25 protein-coding genes are annotated in these 25,475 nt (G+C 37.9%); 5 read left to right on the top strand and 20 right to left on the bottom strand.

What is annotated here, in order from left to right:
- Positions 1 to 269 precede the first annotated feature (269 nt).
- Positions 270 to 578 (bottom strand): hypothetical protein, encoded by a 309-nt coding sequence (locus tag L2D08_RS14305; RefSeq protein WP_242234529.1) that lies wholly within the window; start codon positions 576 to 578, stop codon positions 270 to 272.
- A 25-nt stretch (positions 579 to 603) separates the two neighbouring features.
- Positions 604 to 861 carry a hypothetical protein gene (locus L2D08_RS14300; protein WP_242234528.1) on the bottom strand — a complete coding sequence of 86 codons (258 nt, stop codon included), beginning with the start codon at positions 859 to 861 and terminating at the stop codon, positions 604 to 606.
- Between the two features lie 370 nt (positions 862 to 1,231).
- On the opposite strand from L2D08_RS14300, the gene L2D08_RS24065 reads away from it, so the two are divergent.
- A complete protein-coding gene (locus L2D08_RS24065; RefSeq protein ID WP_255821969.1) occupies positions 1,232 to 1,354 on the top strand; it encodes a hypothetical protein in 123 nt (40 codons plus the stop codon).
- Here the strand turns inward: L2D08_RS24065 and L2D08_RS14295 are convergent, their stop codons facing one another.
- The 3 genes from L2D08_RS14295 to L2D08_RS14285 all read right to left on the bottom strand — a co-directional run bounded on the left by L2D08_RS14295 (position 1,355) and on the right by L2D08_RS14285 (position 3,149).
- On the bottom strand, positions 1,355 to 2,197 hold the full coding sequence (locus L2D08_RS14295) for a conserved phage C-terminal domain-containing protein (RefSeq protein WP_242234527.1): 843 nt from the start codon (positions 2,195 to 2,197) through the stop codon (positions 1,355 to 1,357).
- 128 nt (positions 2,198 to 2,325) lie between these two features.
- Entirely contained in the window at positions 2,326 to 2,790 is a 465-nt protein-coding gene (locus L2D08_RS14290; RefSeq protein ID WP_242234526.1) for a helix-turn-helix domain-containing protein, read from the bottom strand.
- 14 nt (positions 2,791 to 2,804) lie between these two features.
- Positions 2,805 to 3,149: a hypothetical protein gene (locus L2D08_RS14285; RefSeq protein ID WP_242234525.1), complete on the bottom strand. Its 345-nt coding sequence runs from the start codon at positions 3,147 to 3,149 to the stop codon at positions 2,805 to 2,807.
- A 155-nt stretch (positions 3,150 to 3,304) separates the two neighbouring features.
- On the opposite strand from L2D08_RS14285, the gene L2D08_RS14280 reads away from it, so the two are divergent.
- On the top strand, positions 3,305 to 4,168 hold the full coding sequence (locus tag L2D08_RS14280; protein WP_242234524.1) for a helix-turn-helix domain-containing protein: 864 nt from the start codon (positions 3,305 to 3,307) through the stop codon (positions 4,166 to 4,168).
- Between the two features lie 18 nt (positions 4,169 to 4,186).
- The gene (locus L2D08_RS14275; RefSeq protein ID WP_242234523.1) at positions 4,187 to 4,489 is read left to right on the top strand and encodes a helix-turn-helix domain-containing protein; all 303 of its coding nucleotides are present in this window, start codon (positions 4,187 to 4,189) and stop codon (positions 4,487 to 4,489) included.
- Between the two features lie 344 nt (positions 4,490 to 4,833).
- Here the strand turns inward: L2D08_RS14275 and L2D08_RS14270 are convergent, their stop codons facing one another.
- The 10 genes from L2D08_RS14270 to L2D08_RS14225 form a co-directional block, all read right to left on the bottom strand.
- Positions 4,834 to 5,574: a hypothetical protein gene (locus tag L2D08_RS14270; protein WP_242234522.1), complete on the bottom strand. Its 741-nt coding sequence runs from the start codon at positions 5,572 to 5,574 to the stop codon at positions 4,834 to 4,836.
- Positions 5,575 to 5,860: 286 nt separating this feature from the next.
- Positions 5,861 to 6,454 (bottom strand): recombinase family protein, encoded by a 594-nt coding sequence (locus tag L2D08_RS14265; protein ID WP_242234521.1) that lies wholly within the window; start codon positions 6,452 to 6,454, stop codon positions 5,861 to 5,863.
- 30 nt (positions 6,455 to 6,484) lie between these two features.
- Positions 6,485 to 6,835 (bottom strand): helix-turn-helix domain-containing protein, encoded by a 351-nt coding sequence (locus tag L2D08_RS14260; protein WP_242234520.1) that lies wholly within the window; start codon positions 6,833 to 6,835, stop codon positions 6,485 to 6,487.
- Between the two features lie 508 nt (positions 6,836 to 7,343).
- Positions 7,344 to 10,427 carry a type I restriction endonuclease subunit R gene (locus L2D08_RS14255; protein ID WP_242234519.1) on the bottom strand — a complete coding sequence of 1,028 codons (3,084 nt, stop codon included), beginning with the start codon at positions 10,425 to 10,427 and terminating at the stop codon, positions 7,344 to 7,346.
- Positions 10,428 to 11,660, bottom strand: coding sequence for a restriction endonuclease subunit S (locus L2D08_RS14250; protein WP_242234518.1), 1,233 nt, complete (start codon positions 11,658 to 11,660; stop codon positions 10,428 to 10,430).
- A complete protein-coding gene (locus tag L2D08_RS14245; protein WP_242234517.1) occupies positions 11,657 to 13,240 on the bottom strand; it encodes a type I restriction-modification system subunit M in 1,584 nt (527 codons plus the stop codon). The genes L2D08_RS14250 and L2D08_RS14245 overlap by 4 nt, the downstream gene beginning before the upstream one ends.
- A 354-nt stretch (positions 13,241 to 13,594) precedes the next feature.
- Positions 13,595 to 15,487 (bottom strand): N-6 DNA methylase, encoded by a 1,893-nt coding sequence (locus L2D08_RS14240; RefSeq protein WP_242234516.1) that lies wholly within the window; start codon positions 15,485 to 15,487, stop codon positions 13,595 to 13,597.
- Positions 15,488 to 15,868: 381 nt separating this feature from the next.
- A complete protein-coding gene (locus tag L2D08_RS14235; protein WP_242234515.1) occupies positions 15,869 to 16,336 on the bottom strand; it encodes a lysozyme family protein in 468 nt (155 codons plus the stop codon).
- A 1-nt stretch (position 16,337) separates the two neighbouring features.
- Positions 16,338 to 16,874, bottom strand: coding sequence for a hypothetical protein (locus L2D08_RS14230; protein WP_242234514.1), 537 nt, complete (start codon positions 16,872 to 16,874; stop codon positions 16,338 to 16,340).
- 222 nt (positions 16,875 to 17,096) lie between these two features.
- Positions 17,097 to 18,194, bottom strand: coding sequence for a DUF6602 domain-containing protein (locus tag L2D08_RS14225; RefSeq protein ID WP_242234513.1), 1,098 nt, complete (start codon positions 18,192 to 18,194; stop codon positions 17,097 to 17,099).
- A 378-nt stretch (positions 18,195 to 18,572) separates the two neighbouring features.
- On the opposite strand from L2D08_RS14225, the gene L2D08_RS14220 reads away from it, so the two are divergent.
- Positions 18,573 to 19,736, top strand: a complete 1,164-nt coding sequence (locus tag L2D08_RS14220) for a tyrosine-type recombinase/integrase (protein WP_242234512.1) — start codon at positions 18,573 to 18,575, stop codon at positions 19,734 to 19,736.
- A 118-nt stretch (positions 19,737 to 19,854) separates the two neighbouring features.
- Here the strand turns inward: L2D08_RS14220 and glnA are convergent, their stop codons facing one another.
- The 3 genes from glnA to L2D08_RS14205 all read right to left on the bottom strand — a co-directional run bounded on the left by glnA (position 19,855) and on the right by L2D08_RS14205 (position 23,011).
- Positions 19,855 to 21,189, bottom strand: a complete 1,335-nt coding sequence (glnA, locus tag L2D08_RS14215) for a type I glutamate--ammonia ligase (RefSeq protein WP_242234511.1) — start codon at positions 21,187 to 21,189, stop codon at positions 19,855 to 19,857.
- 45 nt (positions 21,190 to 21,234) lie between these two features.
- On the bottom strand, positions 21,235 to 21,630 hold the full coding sequence (locus L2D08_RS14210) for a MerR family transcriptional regulator (protein WP_242234510.1): 396 nt from the start codon (positions 21,628 to 21,630) through the stop codon (positions 21,235 to 21,237).
- Between the two features lie 118 nt (positions 21,631 to 21,748).
- Positions 21,749 to 23,011 (bottom strand): methionine gamma-lyase family protein, encoded by a 1,263-nt coding sequence (locus L2D08_RS14205; protein WP_242234535.1) that lies wholly within the window; start codon positions 23,009 to 23,011, stop codon positions 21,749 to 21,751.
- A 150-nt stretch (positions 23,012 to 23,161) separates the two neighbouring features.
- Here L2D08_RS14205 and L2D08_RS14200 point away from each other — a divergent pair, with 150 nt between their 5' ends.
- Positions 23,162 to 23,770, top strand: coding sequence for a trimeric intracellular cation channel family protein (locus tag L2D08_RS14200; protein ID WP_242234509.1), 609 nt, complete (start codon positions 23,162 to 23,164; stop codon positions 23,768 to 23,770).
- A gap of 45 nt (positions 23,771 to 23,815) precedes the next feature.
- Here the strand turns inward: L2D08_RS14200 and L2D08_RS14195 are convergent, their stop codons facing one another.
- Both L2D08_RS14195 and L2D08_RS14190 read right to left on the bottom strand, forming a co-directional pair.
- Positions 23,816 to 24,451, bottom strand: a complete 636-nt coding sequence (locus tag L2D08_RS14195) for a TetR/AcrR family transcriptional regulator (RefSeq protein WP_242234508.1) — start codon at positions 24,449 to 24,451, stop codon at positions 23,816 to 23,818.
- Between the two features lie 37 nt (positions 24,452 to 24,488).
- The gene (locus L2D08_RS14190) at positions 24,489 to 25,400 is read right to left on the bottom strand and encodes an AAA family ATPase (RefSeq protein WP_242234507.1); all 912 of its coding nucleotides are present in this window, start codon (positions 25,398 to 25,400) and stop codon (positions 24,489 to 24,491) included.
- Positions 25,401 to 25,475: the final 75 nt, after the last annotated feature.

The raw sequence follows: 25,475 nt of genomic DNA, 5'->3' as shown, positions 1-25,475 counted from the left end.
TGGCTTTTTAGGTACTTACATACCCATTTTTCAACTTAAAGGTGTTTTTATTTGTCTCACTCCATGGGGTCAGTCCCAGGATCAAAACAGGCTTTTTTTATATTTAATGGGGTTATTCTTTTGTAAAAGAGATCGATATTTTTGTTTCTTGTTCAATTAAAACATCTATTAGCAGTCTTTTCTCCTGCCAACCTACATTATTATAAAGCACTATAACCTCGCTAGTTTTGAATAGATCTTTCATAGCAGATTAATTGCTATATTCCCAATCAACCTTCTTCTAGCTTTCCTGGTTCCATTTCCGATTCATACCAGTGAAGCTTTCTGTCTATATCATCAAGCTTTCTTGTGATTCCTATCAAACCACCCCAGACAAAAATAATGAATAGAATCCATAATCCGCTTAAAATGAAAAAGCTATAATCTGCAAAAATGGTTCTTTCCAAATCCATGGCTAGCTTTGGTGTTGCATATATACAAACTAAAAACAAAAACCCTACTAACCGTGAAAGATATTTAAGCATCATCCGGGCTTCTTTCGTTTTCGCAGACTGCTTTTTGCTTTTGCTAAATTCCATTCGTATCTCACCTTTCTTTGTGATATTATGACGTCTCTTTTGCTTTTTTAAAAACTGCCTCTTGTTGTAGTTGAATTTTATATAATTTCTTTAGTATTTTACTTATTGAGTAAGTTCCAGTCCATTCTAAAGATAATAGTGCCTGTTTTGTAATAGAATAAAACGGTTTTATATTTTGTAAGTTAACAACTATCTGCTCATGTTCATTCATTGAATAATAAAATGGATCGATAAAGATCACCACTGTGTCGCCACCTGTTTTTATAAAGTGATTATCAATCAATAGTTTATTCCTATCCCAATTAATCCAATTGCCGTATTCAAACGCCCATTACTCCATGGCATTTTTCAATTCTTCAGAAATAGATGGTTCTTCTAAATCTAGATTGGCTCCAGATTTATTACACCAATGGATCAGCGCCTGCACCTCCTTCAACCTTTAAATCGATTGTTTCCCTCCACCATAAAACATTGCATAATGTCAGCAACCTTTACTGATCTTTTATACAAATATTTATTCAACGAACCGGACTTCATATATTAAAATTATAGCAATATTTAACTAATTTGCTAGAAATGATAAAATAAAAGCAAGAAAATGACTTAAATACAAAATCACTCAATGTTTGGTATTTCAAAAGGAGGTCTTAATAATGTCTTTCGGTGACTTCATGCTACTAGTCAAAGCTGAACAAGAAAAAAAGAAGAAAATTAAAAAACAACTGACTAAGTCTAGGAATAAGAAAAAGCCCCAAAACGATAATCGGGGCAAATAATTAACACTTTGATTCCTTTCTAAGTTTTGCTTCAAGTTCTGCTTTTTTACGCTGGAATTCTTCATCATCAGTAATTAAACCTTGTTCCTCTTTGCTGTCTTTACCGTCAATAAACCACTGTGGCAATTTTTCCTTTCTGATTCTTCCCTGCTTTTGGTAATCCATTTTTTTAATTGGCTTTTCCTGTTGAAGATACGTTTCAAAGTTTTCTCCAAACAATGTTTTGGGCCGTAAATAATGTTTAAACTGTTCATGATCCAGCCACTCCGCTGTTTTAATACGAATAACTTTCTTAAAGTCTTCCAGTGTAAATCCTTCTTCATATCTTTCGGTAATCAACTGTTTTGTATGCCTCGTATTTGCCTTGTAACCTTTTTCAGCTATTGTGTTTAAGTAAGCAATGATCTCTTCAAACGGAATGTCTGAGGAACCTGCACCGTTATTAGTCTTATTATTCTTTAGTTCATTATATTGATTAGTTTCTTGATTCTTTAGTAGTGGCGGATTATCCGAAAACGGTTTTTCCGAAGACGGTTCTGCCGTAGCGGTTAAGCCAGAGCGGATTTCCCGCTCCGGTAAAACATCCTGCTTTTCTTCGTAAACATCATAAATATAACCTGCAAATTTGCCGTTATCCGTCCGGTGATTAGACCTTGAAATATACCCCTGTTCAATAAGCTCTTTAATGCCATTTCTAACACTGTCCTTGCCATCTCTGCTATGCTTAATGATCTCTGATTCGTACACTTGCCAATCGTCTGGACGGCTTAATAAATAGACGAGAATGCCTTTTGCTTTAAAAGAAAGGGTTTTATCATATATAAATCCTTTATGAAGCTGCACATAAGGATTTTCTCGGTCTTTCCTTTTTCGATAGACACTCATACGCTCACTTCCTTGATTCCCTGCTTTATGCTACAATACAGGATGAAATAAGTTGTTACATCCGAGTGGTTGTTCGCAGCAACCGCTCATTTTCTATGTGCTGTTGAATTTTCAAGGTACAATACTTCAGGATACCCCGTTAAGCTATAATCAGTTGCTTCCGAAAAACGAATAGCTTCTTCTGCAGTCATGGGCTGTTTTGCTGTTAGTGTCTCTATAGCAATCCATCTTTTCAGACTGACTCCAATAATAGCAGCCATATCAATCCGTGAAATCCCCGCCAGCACACGGGCTTCTTTTAAAGACAAAGGTTCACTCATGTTGCTGCTTACTTTTTCTACAGCATAGGAAAAAGTAATAAATTCTTTTTCTGCCTCTTCTTCCGTTTGAACTAAATAAGCTTTCTTGCATGTTATTTTCTCGATTTTGTTTTTGGATGTCATACAGATCCAGAATACTCGTCCCATCTGTTTTATATTTAAATTATAGTTAAGGCCCTTTTCTCCAACAATATGATAAATCGCTTTTGACTCCTGAATTATCAAATTCATTAGGTTCCTCCCTCTTAACCGATACTTCTTTCCTTTCTAGCTTTGCTAACCTTGTTAACTGATATCTTCATATTTTTAGCCTGCCCATTATAATTATTTCTCACCTCATCCACCCACCCATCTATAAATACATCAATTTCCGGCTTGTAAAACAGCATTCTTGTTCCAACACGAATAATTGGGAAGTCAGGATCATGAAAAAACAGTTCGCTTAATGTGGGATAGCTCAATCCTAAATATTTTTGCAAATCCTTGCTGCTCATTAACAATCGGTCATGTTCAATTTTCTCCAGCTTCTCTTCTACTGCCTTTTTATACATCTCTTCAACACGCTTTTCATCAATCGAGATTTCAATCATTTTTTTCACTCCTTTTTATTAAGTTTATTAAAACTCAAATTAATTATATAAATACTTAAATAATTTGTAAAGTAATTAATGGTAAATCATTCATTTTATAATCAATTCAAGTATAATAATACTCAAAGAGTGTGCTTAACATAGGGGGCTTCAGAATGAAAAAATTTATCAACTATATAAAAGACAAGCGGACTACAAAAGGTTTGAGTACGTATAAACTTGCTGCCCTTGTAGGTGTTTCTCAAAGCTATCTCTCACAATTAGAAAATGGCCGAAAAGATAAGCCTCCTTCTCCAGAGATTATTAAAAAACTGTCCAATGCTCTTGAAGTAGATTACTTTGAGTTAATGAGACTAGCAGGTTATATGGATACGATCGATTTTCGAACTGATTTCACCGGCTTCGATGCTCTCCCTCCAAAAAGGGCTCCTGAGTATAATCAACAGAAGGTAGACATTGTCTACGATCCAAGACCATCTTATAGAAAAGATCCTATTGGACTTCTTCTAAATGGAAGCTTTCCTAAAGAAAAGTTGTTTAAATCTATACGATCTGTTAAGAAAATATCTATTGATGAAATTAGTAAAAGAAGTGGTCTTGAGGCTCAATTTGTTCAAGATTTTGAGGATGCAAAGAATTATCCTACAGAGCAGCATCTATACTCGTTATTTCATGCTTTACACTTAGAAGATCTTTACAGCTGGCTCACGGATCATTTAGATGCTCTGGTAAAGGATCTCGACCAGCTAGATCGGATAAAAATAAAAAAGCACCTGGATCAATTTTTAAAAGCAAATTTTACTGAGGTTTCCTTCAAGGTCTTTAATAGAGAAGAATTTACAGATTCAACGGGTCAAAAAGTGACTCGAACTGTTCCAAAAGAAGAATTAACGGAACGCTTCTTTTCTTTGAATCACCTATTAGAAAGGGAAGGAAATGTTTATTACGAAGGTAAAATTTTATCCAAAAAAGATCGTGATAAAATCAAAATCCTGCTTAACCTAATGCTAGAGGATTAAAGAGGAGCATAAACCACTATGGCATATATCTATCAAGCTAAAACTGGTAAAAAGGATCATACATCTTCTAATGATTCTTCAACATTAGAATTACATGCTGCCATTATAAAAAGAATCCAAGAGCTAGCTGATGAAAGAAATAAGACTGTTACTGAAACAGCTAAGTTAGGCGGTATTAGGCAATCGACTATTTCTGAAATCATGAATGGTAGATCCAAACATCCCAAAGTATCGACCATTTTTCAATATTGCCAAGGATGCAACATTTCATTAAAAGATTTTTTTGATACACCCGCTTTTAAAACAACTCAATTAAAATGAAACGTGTCTAACGCCTTGAAAATTTTATTTAAATATTAACCATTATGAATTTTTCAAGTGAACAGAAAATTAAAAAGCGTTAAACCTTGATATATCAAGATTTAACGCTTTTTCGGGGGATGAGATTATATCATGCCGCCTACCAAATAGAGGAAAACTCATTTAAAGAATGGCTTTAAATCAAGGTTTTCTAATTTCATATTAAATAAAATTAAACCGAAGTGAAAAGAACTATGAGAAAAAGTATGAGTTTTTGAATACCAATAAGAAGGTTCATTGCTATCGAACCAATAAAAAAACGAATGACATTCGTTAATATGCTTCTCTTGTATAGAATTAATAGTTTATGGATGGCTTCTACTTATTTTTCTATATGGAAAACAGACAATCACTAACACAAAACCGACAAATAAAGATAAAAACGGGAAGATCCATGGAAAGAAAATTGTTGGATACCACTCCCAGGCATCTGTATAATAACCGATTGCGTATGGTACGATCGCACTTGCATTAAGCAGCTCGGTTTGCAGTTCATTCCGTTCCGTAAATCGAAAAGATTCACGTTTTATATTCCCTCCGTCCTCTACTCGATAAAGATTATAGGTTAATTTATCTTCTGGAACTCCGCCCACGATATCTCCATTCGGCTTTTCTATTTCTAACTCCCTTGTTTTCTTCACTAGCACGGTAAAATCAGTTTTGTTCATCTTTTTATCCTTTAACATTAAATAGGCAATTTCTCCATGATATCTGTTAAGGCCTGATTCTTCTGCTCGTATTGGATAGCTGCTTAATGTATCAACCTGTACACCATCTAATTTTAGAGTTAGATCCGCAAGTACTATTTTATTATCCCAAGGGTCTATATATCCTTCTTCGTTTTTAATTGTTTCTTCGATCTCTATTAGATGATCTTGAAAATGAAAGGTCGGATCAACAGACGGATAACCTGTATTTACACCTGTAATTGTATAACGCACATTCATTTTTTGATCGTTAATAAGCTCCATCACCATTTTCGTGCTTGACGGAACAGAAATGATAAATAATAGTGCTCCTATTATGAAAAAGACTAATCTTTTCATTCATTTGCTCCTCACTTTTTCATTAAACAGCACTCTTAATAGGATAAACAAGGTTTCTACTGCTGTATCATTGAACATGAATAGATTATAAAAAATAAGCTTGTTTATCTTACTATGAAAGGTACATATCTATAAAATGGGCCATCTCTTTATCCTGACGGAGAATCGAAACAATTTCTTTGATGGTCTCTAAGGATATTGATCTTTTTTTCTTTAAATCCGCAGGCAAAATTGACAACAAGCTGTTTGATTTCTAAATTCGAGCCCCGAAGCAACAGCCGATAGTTCAAGTTGTTGATCTTTGTTTTTTATATTCAGCATAAATAGTCGACCGAGGAACACCGGTCAATTTTGAAATATCAGAAATCGTCATACCTTTTTCTTCTCTTGCTTCAAGAAGCTTTAGCGCTTGTTTAATATTCTGCTCTGGCTGCCCTTTCCTCCCCATCTTTTTTCCATTCTTCATAGCCCTTTTGCGTCCTTCTCCGGTGCGGGAAACAATCATATCCCGTTCAAATTGTGCAAAGCTTCCAAGCGTATTAAAGAGCAGCATCTGAAATGGATCATCTTTTGAATTAGCTTTGAATGTCATATTATGATCGATGAACGTTATACTGATTCCCTTCTCCATTAACCCACTGACAATCTTATTCAAATCCAAAATGCTTCTGGCCAAACGATCAATCTTAGTTACATAAATATGGTCACCAGAACGGGCATGTTTTAGAAGTGCTTGTATTTGTTCTCGCGCCGCCATTTTTGTTCCGGTCACTTTCTCAATAAATAATTGATCTTTTTGTACACCAGCTGCTTCTAACCGTTCAATCTGAGTTTCTAAATCCTGACCAATTGTACTTACTCTGGCATAGCCAAGCTTCACCCTTGACACCCTTTCTTTTTTGAATTTACATTATTCCCCTTTGAGAGCTTCCCAAAGTTGCTGAAGCTTTCGTAAATCCTCTTCACTTGCATTTAAAAGGTCGTTATACCAATAGTTGAGTTTTGGATCTTGAATAACCAAATCATTCTTAGTAGGCTTATATTCATCTCGTCCAATAAGCCAGTCCGTCGTAACATTATAGAAATCCGCTAATATTTTTAATCCTTTAATAGTAGGGTACCGCTCCCCTTGTTCATAACTTGACAAAGCAGAAGTCGATAAGCCCAACGCTTTGCAAACACCGGTCTGAGACAATCCTTTTTCTATTCTGACAGTCCTTAGTCTTGAAGCAAATATAGAATGAGAGTTTTCAGTCTTCACATAGAACAGCTGCTTTCTTTTTTTGGTCCCTTAGAATACATTGCTTTATTTTAAACATTCTAAGTTCCACCTCTCTTCAGTGATTAATGTTCAAACTTGCTTCAACTCTTTAAATAAATTACACCTAACATTTCCTACCGAGATAAGTATCTTGCCAAACCAATACATCCATATTATACCACACACCATCTGTATCATTGTTATATTATAGACATTTAATTTAGACTAATTTTTAGACTCTATATTCACCCCGAAATGCACCACTTATTTAAAATAAAAAGAGTGTCTAAAACTTTTAGTTTCTAGACAAAAAAAACATAAAGTAGCCTTTGATAGAGCTACTTTACGTTTCTCTCTATTCCCCTTGCTCTCCGCAAATTATTCTTCAATATGAAAGAGATATTTTTGTGAATGTTCTAAATAATTGTTGGACAAATGATTAAAAAACTGCTTTCTCTAGTTTTATGCAGGGTTATATCTGAATAAGTATAAAAGAAGACCATCAGTTTTACGCTAAATTTCTAGGCCAATCCTTGTATTGTTCTTTTGCTTGTTCAACAATTGCATTTGTTAGAAACTTTAATTGTTCTCCTGTAATTTTCTCTTTCATCAAAACCATCTTTACGGCCAGATTCACCTTAGAAAGAACATCTACTCTATGCGGATTGGTCCAGTCTACTTTAAACTCTTTCTTCATGGCTGTTAATACCTTCCGGACTAGACTTGCAATAAACTCATTTGTGAATACCTTATCACCAAGATTTTCTATAACATGGTAAAAAGCTACCTCTTCATCTGAAAGACCAAGATCATCCTCAAAGCGCAACTCATCTTCCATTCCTTTACGTACTTCCATCATCATTCTAATAACATCTGCAGCCGAGATGACTCGATCATGATACTCAGTTATTGCTTTCTCTAACGCTTCTTTTAATGTTTTTTGTTTTGGATTGGAACTTTTCAATTTTAATTTGAGCTCATCATCAAGTAATTTCTTTAAAAGCTTTAGCCGAAGATCTACATGCTTTTTCTCCACTAAATCAGCCATAAATGCTTCATCAAGGATTGAAATATCAGGTTTTTCAATTCCAGCGACAGCAAACAAGTCAATTGCTTCTTTGGCTTCTATGCTTTCGTTTACGAGTTTCGCAACCTGTTGTTCTAGGTCTTTTTCTTTTTTCCGCTTTCCAGTATTCCCTTCAACAATTTTCCGAATTTGAGTCGCTAAAAGTTGGTAAAGAGTAATTTCGTTAGCAAAAGAACGTACTTCATCAATATGCCTAACTAATTGATGAGCCTGCTTCAATTTTAATTGAGCTGTCAAAAATGCTTCTTGATCATCTCCTAAGAGTTTGCCTACTAATTCCGCAATATAATCTTCACGATCCACCTTCTCAAAGGCCTTCCATCCACTTACATCTGTACCTTGTGGAATATAATTACGGATAGTTCCTAGATGTTCATAGAAAATAGCAACTGCAGCTTCTATATCAAATGTCGGTTTACCCTTACCTCCACCATTAGTGTATTTCTTTGTTGCCTCTTTAAGATTTTGCGCAATGCCGATAAAATCAACTATAACACCGCCTTCTTTACCTGGGAACACCCTGTTCACGCGGGCAATGGCTTGCATAAGGTTATGTCCTCTCATTGGTTTATCCACGTATAAGAACTTCATTGTAGGAATATCAGTCCCAGTCAACCACATATCTGTAACAATAACCATTTTAAGAGGATGATCCTCATCTTTTAAATTCTCTTTTATAGTCCTTTGTTCTTCCTTTGTTTTAATATGAGGATACTCACTACCAGGTTGAGTGACTGTTTTCCACTCTTCTGGATCCTTCTTTACATTACCAGTCATGATTATTTCAACTAACGGACAATTTGGCAATTTCTTCATTTCCTCATATAATGCGACGCAGATTTCACGACTCATACATACAATCATGGCTTTATCTTGGGGACTAGCTGCCTGTTCAAAATGATAAAGAATATCCTTCGCTAATCTTGCAAGTCGCGGTTGGGTTCCTACAACACTTTTTAAAGCTGACCATTTTATTTGAGCCTTTGAACTCTCATCATTTGAATCGGCTTGTGAAATTAACTCTTGGAAATCCTCATTGAGTTGTGCGTTCGTGTTATCAAGAGGAATTAAACGAGACTCGTAGTAAATGGGAACTGTTGCTTTATCCAGTACCGCTTGTTGCATGTCATAAACGTGAATGTAATTGCCAAATAGTTCAACTGTATTACGACCTACAAAGTCTATCGGTGTACCCGTAAATGCAATATGTGAAGCATTAGGTAATGCCGTCCGCAAATGACCCGCAAACCCTCCTTCGTTGTATTGGGTACGATGAGCTTCGTCAGAAATTACAATAATGTTTCTCCGTGTAGAAAGAACTGGGTGTTTAATTTCTTTCTTTTTTTCTTCCCCTTCTGAACCTTCTTTCTTTAGACGAAACTTCTCAATTGTTGAAAATACAATCTGTCCTGATTCGTTTTTCAATATTTCACGCAACTCGTCTGCGCTTTCAGCATGATGAATATTACCAACTAAATTTTCTCCATCTTTAAATGTGTCATATAACTGTTGATCTAAATCAGATCTATCTACTTGAATAACAACGCTTGGATTCTCCATGTCAGGATGATTTACAATCATCCCGGCAAAGAACATCATAGAAATACTTTTTCCAGAACCTTGCGTATGCCAAATGACACCAATTTTCCTATTTCCTTCGGGACGTGTTGCTCTTATAGTTTCCTGTACGGCAAATTTCACTCCGAAGAATTGGTGATATTTTGCACCTATTTTATACGCCTTTTCACCGTCTCTCATATAAACCAAGAAAAACCGAATATACTCAAGTAGACGCTTTTTCGGGAACAATCCTTCAATAAGTGTTTTCATAGTATTTGCTACATTATTGTCTACTGTCCTGCCATCTGTAGATTTCCATGCTGAAAAAAATTCGATTGGCGCGCCTGGAACACCGTGAAGTGTTTCTACATTGTCTGAAATAACGGAAAAGGCATTGTAGATGAATAGTTGAGGAATGTCATTAGTGTAATTCGTTATTTGTGTGTAGGCATCATCCACAGTAGCCTGTTCGTTATAGGGACTCTTCAATTCAAAAATAATCAACGGGAGACCATTTATAAAAACAATAATATCCGGCCTTCTTGAAAATCGGCCCTCTATTGAGAGTTGATTAACTACTAAAAAATCATTTTCATCATATTCTTTCCAATTTATTGGGAATATATGCTCGAAATAACGCTCTACCCCATCTTCCCATGAAAAAGTAAAACCTTTTGTTAGCATTTCATGAAACCGTTCATTCCTTTGCTGATTCGTTACACCGTCTGGATTTATGATTAGAGAAGCCAAAATAGGTATTTGTTTATCAGGGAGCGAAGGGTATTCCCTTCGCAAAAAAAACTCTAAACGATCCCGTAGTACTACATCACGAACGCTTTCTCGACCTCTAAATAATTCCGTAGCATGCAGATAACTATATCCAATGCGCTTAAGCCTTTCTATGGTCGTGTCTTCAAAGTCTGATTCATAAAGTCCATTTGCCAATCAAAGTACCTCCTCAACTTGTTTTTCTACTTCTTTCAGTTCAATTGTGCCTGATATTAGGCGTGGTAGAAGGAAGTCACGCAAACTTACCAACACACTGTTTTCTCGTTCATTTTCTAGAGTAATTAAATACCAATCATTAACTATATTTTCGTAATCCTTTTGAATATTAAGAGGTGGATAAACAACTTGAAGATTAAGTACCTCAGAAGAAAGTTCCGCCTGACCAGTACTACCTTCTGTCATTGTTTGCAATAAAGATTCATTCATTTTCATTACTTGACCTATATATAAAGGTGAACAAATTTCTACATTTGGTCTACAAATCCGTACATGACTATCAACTGTAATCGGTTCTCTTACCTCAAATAATTGGGCAACCCTGCCCAAAGTACCTATCCCTGTTGAATTTATGAGAATATCGTATTTTTGCAAATATTTATCTTTGGGAATGTTTTTTATCAAATCATGTCTTCTGGCCAGTGAAGTAGATATTTTTTTATTTCTTATACACTTCTGGTTTATCACAAGTACAGACCCTTCAATATCTTCTGTATATTTTGGTGTTATTCCTTTCTTTGAGAGATATAGAAGTTCAGACAGCTTTTTAGTCTTCCAACCCGCTGGAATCGTTCCTAATTCAGATTCCTCAAAATCATTATCTTGAAATGGACCAAAATCTACAAACCAATTTTTATACAAGGCCGCAGACATGTCATGAAGAGTTTGATTTATTTTGTTATTCATTAGAATTTTATCATCTACATTCGATAAAAATCTTGCAATTTGTTGTTGTTCATGCAGTGGTGGGAGAAGTAGAGAATATTTCATAATTTCTTCTTTATCCCCTCTTGGCATTTTTGCACCCTTTGCTCCAGACATTACATAATCAAAAAAGTTATCAGTGAATAAACAGTAATATAAATATTTGCTATCAACTTGTTCTTTGTCCTTACTACGAATGACTAAGACATCGTTTGAGCATCCACCATCTTTATCTGCAAACCAAATCTTTTTAAAATATGGTCTTATATTCGAAATAAGAATATCACCTGCGCAGTATTTGGAAACGGTTTTTGATGATGGTAAGGAAGAAGCGTTAGTTACTCCATTTCTATCCGGATTCATATTTTCAGTAGAGACATAGTTAGAAAAATTTATTTGCTCTAAACTTATTCTTTCTTTATTATAAAAACTTATATCTTTCAAAGAAACTTCTTTCCATTCACTCAAAATAACCCCTCCAAACCTTTCTTAATCTTTTCTTGGAGACGATTAGATTCTTCAAATTGTTCCGTTAGTGTTATCATTAATTCTTCCATTTTTTCCTCAAATGGTATATCATCCATTTCTATTTCTTCTGCTCCTACATAAATACCTGGCGTTAATTTGTAATCATTCCCTTTAACGTCCTCAATAGTAGCAACTTTACAAAATCCTTGAACATATTCACATTCACCTTCACCTGTCTTATAGGCATGGTAAATAGTCGTTATTGTGTCAATGTCCTCTTGTGTAAAGGCTCTCTGTCTGCGGTTGACCATTATCCCTTTCTTCCGAGCATCAATAAATAATATTTCATTCCGACGGTCCCTAAATCCATTTTCACCTTTACGATTTTTACTCAAGAAAAACAGACAACAAGGTATCCCGGTGCCATAAAAGAGCTTTTCAGGAAGCTGAACAATACAGTCAATATAGGAATCTTCGACTAATTTTTGACGTACTTCCTTTTCTCCAGAGCTATTAGTAGTCATAGCCCCATTTGCCATAACGTATCCTGCCGTCCCACCTGGAGCTAAGTGCCACAGGAAATGTTGCATCCACATGTAGTTAGCATTAGTATTGTTTAAAGCTTTTTCATGTTTAACAATCAAACGGGGGTCTTGCTTTGATACACGCTCTGCTCCCCAATCTTTCAAATTAAAAGGAGGATTTGCAATAACATGGTCAAACTGAATAGGCTCAAACGAACCATCCTCATGCTTGATTAGAAATTGATCGTTAAGTAGCGAGTTCCCTAAGCGAATATCAGCATTAATTCCATGCATAAGAACATTCATCTTTCCGAGACGAAGGGTCATATCTACGTTTTCTTGTCCGTAGAACGACAAAGAATGTTTATTAGGAGTATAGTCCTCCGATTGGACAAACATTCCTCCACTACCACAAGCAGGATCGAATAATGTACCTGAAAGTGGTTCTAACATTGCAACGAGAAGCTTTACAATGGAAGCAGGGGTAAAAAACTCGCCACCCCTTTGACCTTCACTTGAAGCAAATTCTGAAATGAAATATATATATGTCGCTCCTAATACATCGATTGCTTCACTATTATTTCCAAAAACATCCCTTGAAAAAACTTCAATGAGCCCAGCAATGCTTTCTGCAGGAATGTTACTCGCTTGATATATATTGCGCGGCAAAACTCCTTCCAATTCTGGATTAGCTTCTTCAATTAACGTCATAGCTTCATCTAATAATTTTTTGATAGTTGGCTGCTTCGCATTAGCAATGATGTATGACCAATTCGCTTTATTAGGAAGAATGTATACCCGCTCTGAACGGTATTGATCTTCATCAGAGAGAACTTCTTCCCTCATTTTAAGGTCTTCCATATACCAATCACTGTTTGGATTGCTTACTAACGCTTCAAGTTCTTCACGTCTTCTCTCATATCGAAGTGAAAGATACCGAAGAAATATAAGTGGTAGGACAAAATTTTTATACTCGGATGGAGCCACACTGCCTCGGAGTTTGTTAGCTGCATCGAATAAGTCTTTAGTAAAATCTATATCTGCTTTTAGTTTCATTTTTAGTACCTCCTGTTGTTTTCCAGTTACAATTTTACCACTTTTATATAAGAATCATAATAGTCTTCCTCATTTTAAAAAACAAAACTCTTGAATTAAAGAACCTATTGAGGGTTATAGTACCCAAGCAAACATTGAAGGAAAAAGTTCTCCTGCTCTACACATTTTTCTTTTGGATGGCCTGGTAACTCAACCTTTTCTATAGAAATTATTGCTCTCCTTTTTGGTTCCTGGTATATCTTCTATTAATTTCCCTGTTTTAATTGCTGTAGAAAAGTGTTGTGTGACAAGGTATCTTGCCACACCCACTTCCTCTCTTCCTTTTACAACTGGATTGGATGGCATGGTCGCCTTTTAACTTTTCACATTTAGTAATTCAAACGATTTATGAATTCCCATCTCTTCGTACGCCTTTCTCTTTTCGCTTTTCAATTGTTGTTCTGCTTCTTTTACAAGTTCTTTATAACGCTCATTTGCTAATTTATATCGTTTAGCTACAGCTTCCTGTAGATCCAGGGATGGCAGTGAAATTTGGAGGCTACCAAAGTTTTTAGGATTTAAAACTGGCATTGCAGTACCGATCATTAAATGACTTAGTTGATATTTTCCAATTGGACTTTCCAAATATGCTTGTAGAAAGTGTGGGTACAGCTTGTTTTTTACAGATCGAAAACCAATGAAATTCTGGGAAAGCAGGATAGCTCCTTCATGTTCTGGAACCACAGCAATCTTTATATTCGATCCTTTAGATGAAATGATAACGTCTCCTTCCTGAACCTGGTAAAGTGAGGTCTTGAAATTTGTCTTCGCTTCGATAGTAGATAGTTCATCCATTAAGATTGCACCATCTTGAACGTCGGACAATTTAATGACCTTAAATTCACCATTATCTACCTCATCTACTGTTTTAGAGGTTATATTTAATCCTCTGTAAATCTTCCCGAGTGAATTGATCTCCACAAGAGGGGTTTGATCGTTTCCTAAACGATTTATATGGATACGGAAAGTGCCTTCACCATCAATTTCAAATTCATTTGATTGGATGTATCTTGCTACAGTTAAGCTCTCTTCAAGGTCACTTATAGGAACATACTTGCTAAAACCCTCTACTTCTTCAGCATTCTCCAGTGCTTGATGAATTTTACTGATATGTTCTTCCGTTAAATATCTGATTCTTCCCTGCTCTTGAAACAACTCGCTTGCCTGAATAAACTGAACCTTCTTCTGTTTATACTCTGGTTTATTTTTGTTGAGAATCAACAGGCTAATTGGGATAGCCGTATTCATTAAAAGATTAGGCGCCAGTGAGATAACGGCCTCAATTTGGTCAGTGTCAATTAGATTTTGACGAATAACCTGTTCCGGGCCACTTCTGCTTAAGACACCGTTAGTGACAGTGATTATTGCTTTTCCCCTATCTTTTAAAGAAGACAGAGCGTGTTGAATAAAGGCCATATCTGCACTGTTTCTTGGAAGGTCTCCCATTGAAAATCGTTGATAAGTATCATTACTCAGTTTTTCTTGTGTCTGCTCATCCAAACGGAGACTTAAAGGGATCGCCATGGCAATACAATCAAAATTTTTCACCTTGTTTCCTTCCAGGAAAAGTGGATTGGTCAATGTATTTCCCTGTTCAAATTCAGCATCTATAGCACCTGACATAAGTAAACAAAGTTTACCAGCAGCCCAGCTACTTGGATTTAGTTCCTGGCCATAAAGAGTAATTGTTTTTTCCGGATGCTGCCTTTTCACTTCAATCATAGAACCGCCATAACCTGCAGCGCCATCATAAAAAGAATTTCCGGCTTTTATATCTAATAAAGTCACCATTAACTGATTTAAAAAATTAGGTATTAAATGTTCTCCTCCCTTTTTTCCTTCAGTCCTCATAGCCCAATTTCTAATTTCGTGGACTATCTCTGAAAACTCTTCAGCCGGTGTTTTATATACGGAAAGCATCGTTTCAAATATTGTTTTATTATCAAACGAATCCCAGTCGATGTTTAGTTTTTCATATACACCCTGCAATTCCGATATCTGTTTTTCAATTATTTTAAATGCTTTTTTAATGTTCTCTTTTGCATTCACTGCATCTTTCACCAGGTAAGACAACCTGGCTTCATTTGACAGACGTTCTTCAAATTCTTGTTCTACATATTTAAGACTGAAACTGGCCAGCATAATGGATGCTGACATTGAAGAACCCCTTAAAATATCTGCTACATCCCATACGTTTTTTTTGTACAAGCAAATCATCTCCTTAGTAATTAATTACTAACTTTTTATTTCTTGTTCAAAGTATATTATCTTTTGTATTTAAAGTCAACAAAAAAGTTAGTAATTACTTACTAACTTTCGACAACTTAAATCCTTAAATTAATTTGGGATTTCTTAAACCCTTTTTGAGTTAATCTTCTTCCTCAATATTTCAATTACGTAATTAGTTCTTTGAAGAGAAAGTATTGCTTTTCTTTTCCATAAAGTGCTTTCTTTGTTCTGAGTAAGTTTCTGTTATATAAGTTTTTACTCGGTTAAAGCTTTTTAATTTATCTTTTCGAAGCATTAAATATTGCCCGTTTTTGCGGCCATCACACTAGAGAAGGATTGTACTACTTCTTTTAAATAGCCTCATCTTACTTTTGCATAATCAATGAACCCTATTCCAAAGTTATACGACTGCAGAGCTAAATCTACATCACCTCTAGCCTTTTTCAGCACACTTGCAAAATACTTCACCCCAACAGCAATGGGCTGTTCTGGATCGGTAATCGTATTTCTCGGCAATCCAACCGATTCAGAGGACTGCATAACATCCGATATCCCTCCTCCTGATTCCTGCAGCATTTTCGTAAGGAGGAGCTGAGTATAATCAGAAACTCCATATTGCGCTGCATATTTAGCTATTAACGGCTCGTACTGTTTAACAAATGCTGATATTTGTGCCTTACCGACGGTTCCGTTCCCAGTATATCCACCTTCCTGCTGTTGTTCTTGCGCACCGAAGAAAAACAAGAACATAACCATAAAGATCGCAATCAACAAAATGAGTAGCTTCTTCCAATGTTGAACAGCAAATACAGCTAGTTTAATGTACATGCTATAACGCCGCTTTCTGTCCGTAAGTTTTCTCGTATTTTTCTGGGTGGATCAGCCTCATTTCTTCTGGTCTATGGTCTACACTCATATGAATACGATTGTTTCCGACTATGTAGATTCCTTCACCCTGTAGGAACTTGCTGATAATGAGCTCTTTCTCTTCTGATAACTTAAGAATTTCATGATTCTTTAAGTCGGCAATATCCTTCTCTTTTAACGGCAGAATTAGCTGAGAAATAGAGTTACCGATGATGATTACTTTATAATTCCCTCTATTTGATGTTGTGCTTATTACAAAACGTAACAACCCTGTTCTGCATCCTTCAGATACTTGGGTAATCTTTCTTCCCTCTACTCTTACTAGAACGATATAGCAAGGCTTTATATATGAATGGATTGGAAGATCAATTATTCCTTTGAACTTTTCTTTATTCATTTTTAATCCGTGAAAGAGCGGAAGATACCCATCAACCTTCGTTACTAGTTCTTCAGATGGATGAATAACAAGTTCCTTAATGAGCTTTCTTATCATAGTCATCGAAACTTGCTGCCTGCTTACTGTTTGACTCTTCGTGTTTCTCCTTGTATTAGCCCATGGTTTTGATGTTTCTGCTATCTTAGTGGACCATAAGATAACTTTCCGATATTTTATCTTTGATGTTTTTTATAATCTAATTAGGTATTCTATATTTTAACCCTACCTTTAATTTTAACTACAAAAAAGAAAAATCCTAAAATACAAAGAAACTTTGTTTATAACTTATTCAATCTCAGTGTTTGGATTCCACACTGTATGCTCCAAATAATGCGTTATTTCTGGATATAAAATAGTAACATCACTTAAGGCCATAAATAAATAGTTAGAAAATATTTTAATATGTGTGTTCTGACTATCACTAGGAATAAAAACATGCTTAAATTCCTTATTTTTCTTCTTTGGATACTGTGAATATTTCTTTGATTGACTAAATTCGTCTTGGTAAAGAAATAATCCATCCTCTAAACTAAGTATCATATTATGCCTAAATTCTTTCTTAAGCTTACTTGGGTACTTATCGATTACTGCCTTCGCCTTGTTATTAGTATTTTTATTAAAATTAATTTTTTCACATATTAAAAAAGTTAATATGTTATCCTCATGGTTGGTATTTAGATTAAATTCATTATTTCTTTTGTTTTCCTTGTGATAAAAATATTTATCCAGATTATCTATTAATTTCTCTTGAATCGAATGCTCCTTTATATAGTTTTTTATGTTGGTTATAATCTTATCCTGGGCTAAATTAAGCTTAAATTTATTTAGATCACTAGGATTAACTTCACGTTGAACAACCTTATTGTGAAAGTACACACATTCTTCAATTCTTTGCTGACTATTTTCTACATTTGACCTAAGATGCTCTGTTCTATAAATTAAAGATGGATCTTTAAGTATGTCTCTCATTCTCTTTGTATTTGCAAGTCGATTCAATGCTTTTTTCAATGTTGTCTCAGTGAGTACTGATTTTACTTCCCCAACTGCTGCCACTGTCTCTATAGGATAAAATCTTTGGAGTGCAGGATCTTGAACTAAAGGGGTAGCACTTTTATCAAACAATATTACATCACATTGCGTACTTCTCCCACTTTCATTTTGTCTATGGTTAATTACAAAACCTTCACTAATAGAAAATTTCCCCGGGGTAAAGTACCTAATAAATTCTCTTACTAATGCTTCTCTATACATTCCAAACTCGCCATTATGAATATAAGATTTACTATTCTCTGTTTTAAAAAGCTCTTTAGATTTATTACAAAAGTTGTTTTTAAAAATTTCTATATTTGTATTTAATATCTCCGTAAAATATTTGTTTGGCATGCTCTACCTCCAGAATAAGTGAGTAAGAAAAAAATAAGGCTATAATTTCTTTTGATCTACTTCCTAATTTATTTAACATAAAAACATTTTATCAAATAATTATCTAGAGCTAATGAGAAGATTTAAGATACTATAATTTTTTTAGATATAGAGAATGCTAAGCTTTACTTAAGCGTTATGATATAATTTAGTATTTCACCTAAAAAATAAGCGCTGAATACATGCCAATATTAATTTTTATTTCCTAATAAGTAGAGAACAGCACTCTACCTAACTTTCCTTCTTTACACAAAGATTCGTCGATATTGTACTTGTGGCTATCTGGAAAAAGTACATTGTTATCTATACGCTCAAGTAAAGAAGGAAAGGAGAATGCAAATGGCTAGTATCCGCAAGTATAAAAAAAGCGGTGATAAAAAAGCGTATTATGAATTTCGTATACGCTATAAAGATCCTATAACGCATGAATACAAAGAAAAATCAAAGAGGGGTTTTACGTCGTCAATTGAGGCTCAAATTGCTGCTGCAGAAGAAGAAAAAAGAATTTTGGAAGGCTTTGAAGTAAATGAAAAAGTATACACCCTGGAATCATTCTTAACAAACTGGCTGCTTGAGTATAAAAAAGGTTCAGTTCGCAAAAATACGTACCTCGTACATGAAAGGAATATAAAAAACCACATCATTCCATATTTTCAAAACCTCCTGCTGAAAGATTTAAAGCCCATTATGTATCAAAAGTTTTTAAATCACCTGACTGATAAAGGTTACAGCAAACGAACTGTGGAAATCGCGCATGGAACAATGTATAACGCCATGAGTAAAGCGATTATTCTTGGTATACTGCAGAAAAATCCCTGCTTGGGGGCGACCGTTAAAGGCACGGAAAAGCGAAAAGAAATCCAATTCATCGATTCCGCCGACATTCCGGCCTTTTTACAGGCAGCCTACCAGGACAACTATCTTTACTGGCTCTTTTTTATGATGCTTATTGAAACTGGGATGCGTAAAGGAGAAGCCGCTGCCCTCCAATGGACTGACGTTGATTTAAAAGGAAAAACCATTTCTATTAATAGGACATTAGATTTTGATCCGAAAGAAGATGAGGAGTTGTTTGGAGATACAAAAACGCATAAGTCAAAACGAATCATCACGATTAGCCAGTCTTTAACCAATGCTCTTCAATTTCATTTGAAATACCAGAATCAAAATAAGCTGGCGCTGAAGGATTTCTATAACCATGATTTAAATCTCGTTTTGTGCCGTAATGATGGAAATGTCATGCCCAAATCCACTCTCTTCAATTCCTTTGCCCGCATATTGAAAAAAGCAGGCCTCCCTCAGCTTTCAATTCATTCGCTGCGCCATACCCATGCAGTCCTTTTATTAGAATCTGGCGCTGATATGAAGTATATACAAGAACGCCTCGGTCATGGGAGTATGGGTATTACGGCAGATGTGTACTCTCACATTTCGAAAAAGCTGGAACAGGGGAATCTAAAAAGGTACGAAGATTATTCAGAACAGCTTTTTAAAAGAGAATAACATCTTGTGGGTGTTTTGTGGGTGCGGGGTTTTCCGCACTCTTTTTTCATGTCTTTTACCCACATTTTAAAACATAGAAAAACCCCTTGAAGCCATACGGCTCAAGGGGTTGTCCATCTTAGTACATTGACATGTACTGTTCGCGCTCCCAAGGATGTACTTGTGTGCGGAACATATCCCATTCAATTTCTTTTGCTTCGATGAAATGCTCAAGAATGTGTTCGCCTAGCGCGTCTTTGATTGTGTCGTTTTGCTTCAACACTTCAAGAGCTGCTGCTAGTGTCGCTGGAAGGTCGCGTACGCCTTCTGCTTCGCGCTCTTCTTTGTCCATTGCGTAGATGTTACGGTCTACTGGAGCTGGAGCTGGCATTTTGTTTTTGATTCCGTCAAGACCTGCTTTTAGAAGCACAGCCATTGCAAGGTACGGGTTCGCTGACGGGTCAACAGAACGTACTTCTACGCGTGTGCTCATGCCGCGTGATGCCGGGATACGGATAAGCGGGCTGCGGTTTTGTGCTGACCATGCAACGTAGCAAGGAGCTTCGTAACCTGGTACAAGGCGTTTGTAAGAGTTAACTGTTGGGTTACAGATCGCTGTGAACGCTTCTGCGTTTTTCACTGTACCCGCGATAAATTGGTAAGCTGTTTCGCTTAGTTTCAATTCGCCGCTTTCATCAAAGAACGCGTTTTTGCCGTCTTTGAATAGAGACAAGTTCATGTGCATGCCAGAGCCGTTTACACCGAACAGTGGTTTTGGCATGAATGTCGCGTGCAAGCCGTGCTTGCGGGCAATTGTTTTAACAACAAGCTTGAATGTTTGGATGTTGTCACAAGCTGTAACGGCATCCGCATATTTAAAGTCGATTTCGTGCTGTCCTGGTGCTACTTCGTGGTGAGATGCTTCGATTTCAAAGCCCATTTCTTCAAGCTCAAGCACGATGTCGCGGCGGCAGTTTTCACCAAGGTCTGTTGGCGCAAGGTCGAAATATCCACCGTTGTCATTTAGCTCAAGAGTTGGTTCACCTTTTTCGTCCAATTTGAACAAGAAGAATTCCGGCTCAGGCCCAAGATTAAAGTCTGTGAAGCCAAGCTCTTCCATTTCTTTTAAAACACGTTTTAAGTTTGCACGCGGGTCGCCTGCGAACGGCTCGCCTTCTGGAGTGTAGATATCACAGATAAGACGCGCTACTTTACCTTTTTCAGCAGTCCAAGGGAATACAACCCAAGTGTCAAGGTCTGGATAAAGCTGCATGTCAGATTCTTCAATACGCACAAAACCTTCGATTGAAGATCCATCGAACATCATTTTGTTATCAAGCGCTTTGTCAAGCTGGCTCACTGGAATTTCTACGTTTTTGATTGTGCCAAGAATGTCTGTGAACTGAAGACGAATGTATCTTACGTCTTGTTCTTTCGCTAAGCGCTGAATGTCTTCACGTGTGTACTTACCCATTTGTATCCATTCCTCCTCAAATATGTAAACCTTGTATGCAAAAGATTAGTGAAAAAACCGCCGGTCCATTCCAGAAGAACGATTGAAGCGCCCAGCATTGATCAGTTCTTTGCGAAGCAGCTTGCGAAGTTCTTCATCCGTGAACTCTTTTTTTGGCTTTTGGCCACTATCTCTTGTTTCTAATTCGAGCTCCTGCGAACCGTCTTTAAGCAGGATTTTTTTAATCCCGGCCATATTGATGCCCTGGTCCAGAAGATCTTTTACTTCTAAGAGGCGGTCAATATCGTTCAATGAATAGAGACGCCGGTTTCCATCAGAACGATCCGGGGTAATTAATTGATGCTGCTCATAATAGCGAATCTGCCTTGCGGTTAAATCCGTTAATTTCATGACGGTTCCCATTGGAAAAAGCGGCATCGTCCGGCGTATTTGGCTGCTCATATTATCCCCCTCCTTTTTCTTATCTGATCTGATACCTTTACTATAAATCATGTAAGATCATTTGTCAACTCTGTGTAACATTTTATCACACTTCATTCATTTTTTGATTCATAGGTTGTCAGATTTTTTCCGTTTCCATTAAATAGTCAATCGCGCTTGCCACCGCGATTTTCACATGCGCATACGTAAGTCCGCCCTGTACGTATGCCGCGTATGGTGGACGCAGCGGCCCGTCTGCGGTCAGTTCAATACTGGCACCCTGTACGAATGTGCCTGCCGCCATAATCACGTCATCCTCATAGCCTGGCATGTAAGCAGGCTGAGGGGTTACATGCGAGTTTACAGGCGAGGCAAACTGTATTGCCTGGCAAAAAGCGACCATTTTATCGCGGTCACCAAACTCTACCGCTTGAATTAAATCTGTGCGCGGCTCGTTCCATGCCGGTGTAGTACTCATGCCAAAGCCTTCAAGCATCGCTGCTGTAAACACAGCGCCTTTTAAGCTTTCCGCCACTACATGCGGGGCGAGAAACAGTCCCTGGTACATTTCCTGAAGGCTGTAAAGGCTGGCGCCTGCTTCCGCCCCGATGCCCGGTGAGGTCATGCGGTACGAACAGCTTTCTACATATTCCTTTTTGCCGACAATGTATCCGCCGGTCTTAGCAATGCCGCCGCCCGGATTTTTAATGAGGGAGCCGGCCATCAAATCAGCACCGGCATGCAGCGGCTCTTCCTGCTCAACAAATTCCCCGTAGCAGTTGTCTACAAACACGACAGCATCGGGCTTGATTTCTTTCACAAACGAAACCATTTCGCGAATGTCTTCTATCGTAAAAGACGGCCGCACGGCGTACCCTTTTGAACGCTGGATCGCAATCATCTTCGTCCGTTCATTGATACTGGCGCGGATACGGTCAAAATCCGGCCGGCCGTTTTCATCCAGATCCACGTGCTGATAGGAAATGCCAAATTCACGAAGTGAACCATTGGATGGTCCGTTTATACCGATAATTTCATCTAATGTATCGTATGGCTTTCCAGTAATATAAAGCAATTCATCGCCAGGACGCAAAATGCCGAACAGTGAAATCGTGATCGCGTGCGTGCCGGAAATAATTTGCGGGCGCACAAGGGCACTTTCACCGCCAAATACGTCTGCGTATACTTTTTCAAGTGTTTCCCTTCCCGCGTCATCGTAACCATAGCCGGTGGATGGGGTAAAGTGAAAATCGCTCACTTGATTCGATTGAAAGCTTTTGAGTACACGAAATTGATTGAACTCCGCCCGCTCGTCAATCTGCCGGTGAATGCCGGCAATTTTCGCCTCTGCCTCTGCCGCTTTTTCGCGGATGGCAGTGCCGTTTTTCAGTAAATCAAACATGCTGGTCATTATTGTGTTCCTACTTTCTTATTCGCTTTTTTCATCATAGCAAAATACCGGATTTCTTGAAAGAAAAAGTAGATGCGAATGAATAGAATGGTTTATAATAGAAGCCGAACATTAATCATTTTGAATGAAGGAAGGTTCGGAATGGAGCTTACATGGGATGTTTTTACGATCCTTGGCACGATTGCTTTTGCGATTTCAGGGGCAATTGTGGCAATGGAAGAAGAGTATGATTTGTTTGGCATATATATTTTAGGGATGATTACCGCGTTTGGGGGCGGTGCTATCCGGAATTTATTAATCGGTGTTCCGGTTTCCGCGCTGTGGGAGCAGGGAGAATTTTTCACGATCGCAGCTCTTTCCATTACGGCGGTCATTTTGTTTCCACAAAATCTGCTCCGCCACTGGCCGGTATGGGGGAATTTTTTTGATGCGATCGGCCTCGCTGCTTTTGCTGTGCAGGGTGCATTATATGCAGCCGGCATGAATCACCCGCTCAGTGCTGTTGTTGTGGCGGCTGTACTGACTGGAAGCGGCGGCGGGCTTGTACGGGATGTGCTGGCACAGCGAAAGCCTGCACTGCTGCGCGATGAAGTATATGGCGTCTGGGCGGCGCTTGCCGGCTTAATCATTGCCCTTGGCGGTGCAGAGACGCCGGCGCAGCTTATTATTTTATTTCTGTTTATTACGGTGCTGCGCATTCTTTCTTACAAATATGGCTGGCATCTGCCAAAACGTACGGTTAAACTGTAAGAGCCCGTCCCAGACGGGCTTTTTTTGCGCAAAAAAAGAACCCGTTTACTGGACGGATTCTTTTTTTAGCAGGAATTGATCTCCTTTTCCGGCTTTCATGGCGCTTTCGGTCAATAGGGAATGCAGCATCATATCATTAAAAATACGGGCAATGTCTTCAATCGACAATTCGCCTTCTTTTTTAAACCATTTGTACATCCAGTTGATCATTCCCATAATCGCCATAGTGGAAATTTCAGCCGGCACTTCCGGACGGAAATCACCATTATCCTGCCCTTCACGGATAATCTGGAGAAGCAGCTGGCGGTACTGGTCACGTTTTTCGTTAATCTGCTTTTCAAAATCCCCTTTTAAATACGTACTTTCCTGGTAGAATACCGTAATATGCGGCTTATACAAATCAAAGATTTTTGTAAACGAGGTAATAATTCCGCACATTCGTGAAACAGGGTCTGTTTCTTTTTCGTACGATTCTTTGGCTTTGTTGAGCAGATACGAAATAAACACGTCATGAATATGGTACAGCAGCTCATCTTTTGACCGGAAATTGTGATAAAATCCGCCTTTTGACGTTCCGCATTCATCTACAATCTGGTCGATGGTCACTCCGTGGTAGCCGTGTTTTTCAAACATTACTAAAGCGGTTTCAATGATTCTTTCCTTCACAGGCTTTTTTTTCATCTTCATCATCCTTTTGGACATTCTAACATATGTTTTTTTATTGTGACAATTGAAAATCTTCCCCTTTCAATGTTTTCAGCTCTTTTTTTGAATGGGCGGTCTGCTTCATCAGCCGGATCGCCTGGCGCCGGGCCGCTTTTTCAATGAGCGTCCGCACATTCCTCCCGTTTGCGAAACGAAACCCCGCCCGCCGTTTTTCCTGTTCAATCATCGCCTGAAGGACAGCCCGGCCTTCCCGGTCGATTTCATAATTTTTTTCTCTGGCGATCACATCCGCAATTTGAAGCAGCTCCTCCGTTGTATAATCCGGAAAGTGGTGAACAATTGGAAATCTTGACTGAAGCCCCGGATTCATCGACAAAAAGTGCGCCATTTCCCGTGGATAACCGGCCAGTATTAAAATAAAGCTGTTTTGATGATCCTCCATTTGTTTCACAAGCGTATCAATCGCTTCTTTGCCAAAGTCTTTTTCTCCGCCCCGCGCCAGGGAATAGGCTTCATCAATAAACAGCACGCCGCCAAGCGCTTTTTTAACGAGATCGCGTGTTTTCTGCGCCGTATGACCGATATATTCCCCGACCAGGTCCGCCCGCTCGGCTTCAATAAAATGGCCTTTTTCCAGCAGGCCGATCCGCTTAAACATCGAAGCAAACAGCCGCGCAGCGGTTGTTTTTCCGGTGCCCGGGTTGCCGGTAAACAGCATATGCAGCATTTGCCCGCGCGTATCGATGCCGGCTTCGATGCGCTTTTTGCTGATGTAGGCTGCTGCATACAGCTCCCGTATGAGTATTTTGAGGCCGCTCAGGCCAATTAACGTATCCATTTCTTCTTCAATCTTGCGAAGCACCCCGTGCTCCGGGTGCTCCGGCCAGCCGTCAGCAAGCGGTGCCGGCTTTTCTTTTGGGTTGAGGACGACATGAATACGGCCTTCCTTGTTTGTCTGCTTCATGCTGCGCCCCTCCTTTATAAAAAAAGATATGCAGGCGTACAAAAAAAAGACCCGCTCTAGGCGGATCTCTGGAGT

Source organism: Domibacillus sp. PGB-M46, assembly GCF_022668875.1.
Classification (GTDB): domain Bacteria; phylum Bacillota; class Bacilli; order Bacillales; family Domibacillaceae; genus Domibacillus.
Note: the sequence above shows the minus strand (reverse complement) of the source record. Positions and strands in the feature narration are given on the sequence as shown.

Excerpts from the sequence above, each read along its gene's own strand:
- L2D08_RS14305 (WP_242234529.1), bottom strand. The coding sequence starts at position 578 with ATGGAATTTAGCAAAAGCAAAAAGCAGTCTGCGAAAACGAAAGAAGCC.
- L2D08_RS24065 (WP_255821969.1), top strand. The coding sequence starts at position 1,232 with ATGTCTTTCGGTGACTTCATGCTACTAGTCAAAGCTGAACAAGAAAAA.
- L2D08_RS14290 (WP_242234526.1), bottom strand. The coding sequence starts at position 2,790 with ATGAATTTGATAATTCAGGAGTCAAAAGCGATTTATCATATTGTTGGA.
- L2D08_RS14285 (WP_242234525.1), bottom strand. The coding sequence starts at position 3,149 with ATGATTGAAATCTCGATTGATGAAAAGCGTGTTGAAGAGATGTATAAA.
- L2D08_RS14280 (WP_242234524.1), top strand. The coding sequence starts at position 3,305 with ATGAAAAAATTTATCAACTATATAAAAGACAAGCGGACTACAAAAGGT.
- L2D08_RS14275 (WP_242234523.1), top strand. The coding sequence starts at position 4,187 with ATGGCATATATCTATCAAGCTAAAACTGGTAAAAAGGATCATACATCT.
- L2D08_RS14270 (WP_242234522.1), bottom strand. The coding sequence starts at position 5,574 with ATGAAAAGATTAGTCTTTTTCATAATAGGAGCACTATTATTTATCATT.
- L2D08_RS14245 (WP_242234517.1), bottom strand. The coding sequence starts at position 13,240 with ATGAAACTAAAAGCAGATATAGATTTTACTAAAGACTTATTCGATGCA.
- L2D08_RS14235 (WP_242234515.1), bottom strand. The coding sequence starts at position 16,336 with ATGTACATTAAACTAGCTGTATTTGCTGTTCAACATTGGAAGAAGCTA.
- L2D08_RS14230 (WP_242234514.1), bottom strand. The coding sequence starts at position 16,874 with ATGACTATGATAAGAAAGCTCATTAAGGAACTTGTTATTCATCCATCT.
- L2D08_RS14225 (WP_242234513.1), bottom strand. The coding sequence starts at position 18,194 with ATGCCAAACAAATATTTTACGGAGATATTAAATACAAATATAGAAATT.
- L2D08_RS14220 (WP_242234512.1), top strand. The coding sequence starts at position 18,573 with ATGGCTAGTATCCGCAAGTATAAAAAAAGCGGTGATAAAAAAGCGTAT.
- glnA (WP_242234511.1), bottom strand. The coding sequence starts at position 21,189 with ATGGGTAAGTACACACGTGAAGACATTCAGCGCTTAGCGAAAGAACAA.
- L2D08_RS14210 (WP_242234510.1), bottom strand. The coding sequence starts at position 21,630 with ATGAGCAGCCAAATACGCCGGACGATGCCGCTTTTTCCAATGGGAACC.
- L2D08_RS14205 (WP_242234535.1), bottom strand. The coding sequence starts at position 23,011 with ATGTTTGATTTACTGAAAAACGGCACTGCCATCCGCGAAAAAGCGGCA.
- L2D08_RS14200 (WP_242234509.1), top strand. The coding sequence starts at position 23,162 with ATGGAGCTTACATGGGATGTTTTTACGATCCTTGGCACGATTGCTTTT.
- L2D08_RS14195 (WP_242234508.1), bottom strand. The coding sequence starts at position 24,451 with ATGAAAAAAAAGCCTGTGAAGGAAAGAATCATTGAAACCGCTTTAGTA.
- L2D08_RS14190 (WP_242234507.1), bottom strand. The coding sequence starts at position 25,400 with ATGAAGCAGACAAACAAGGAAGGCCGTATTCATGTCGTCCTCAACCCA.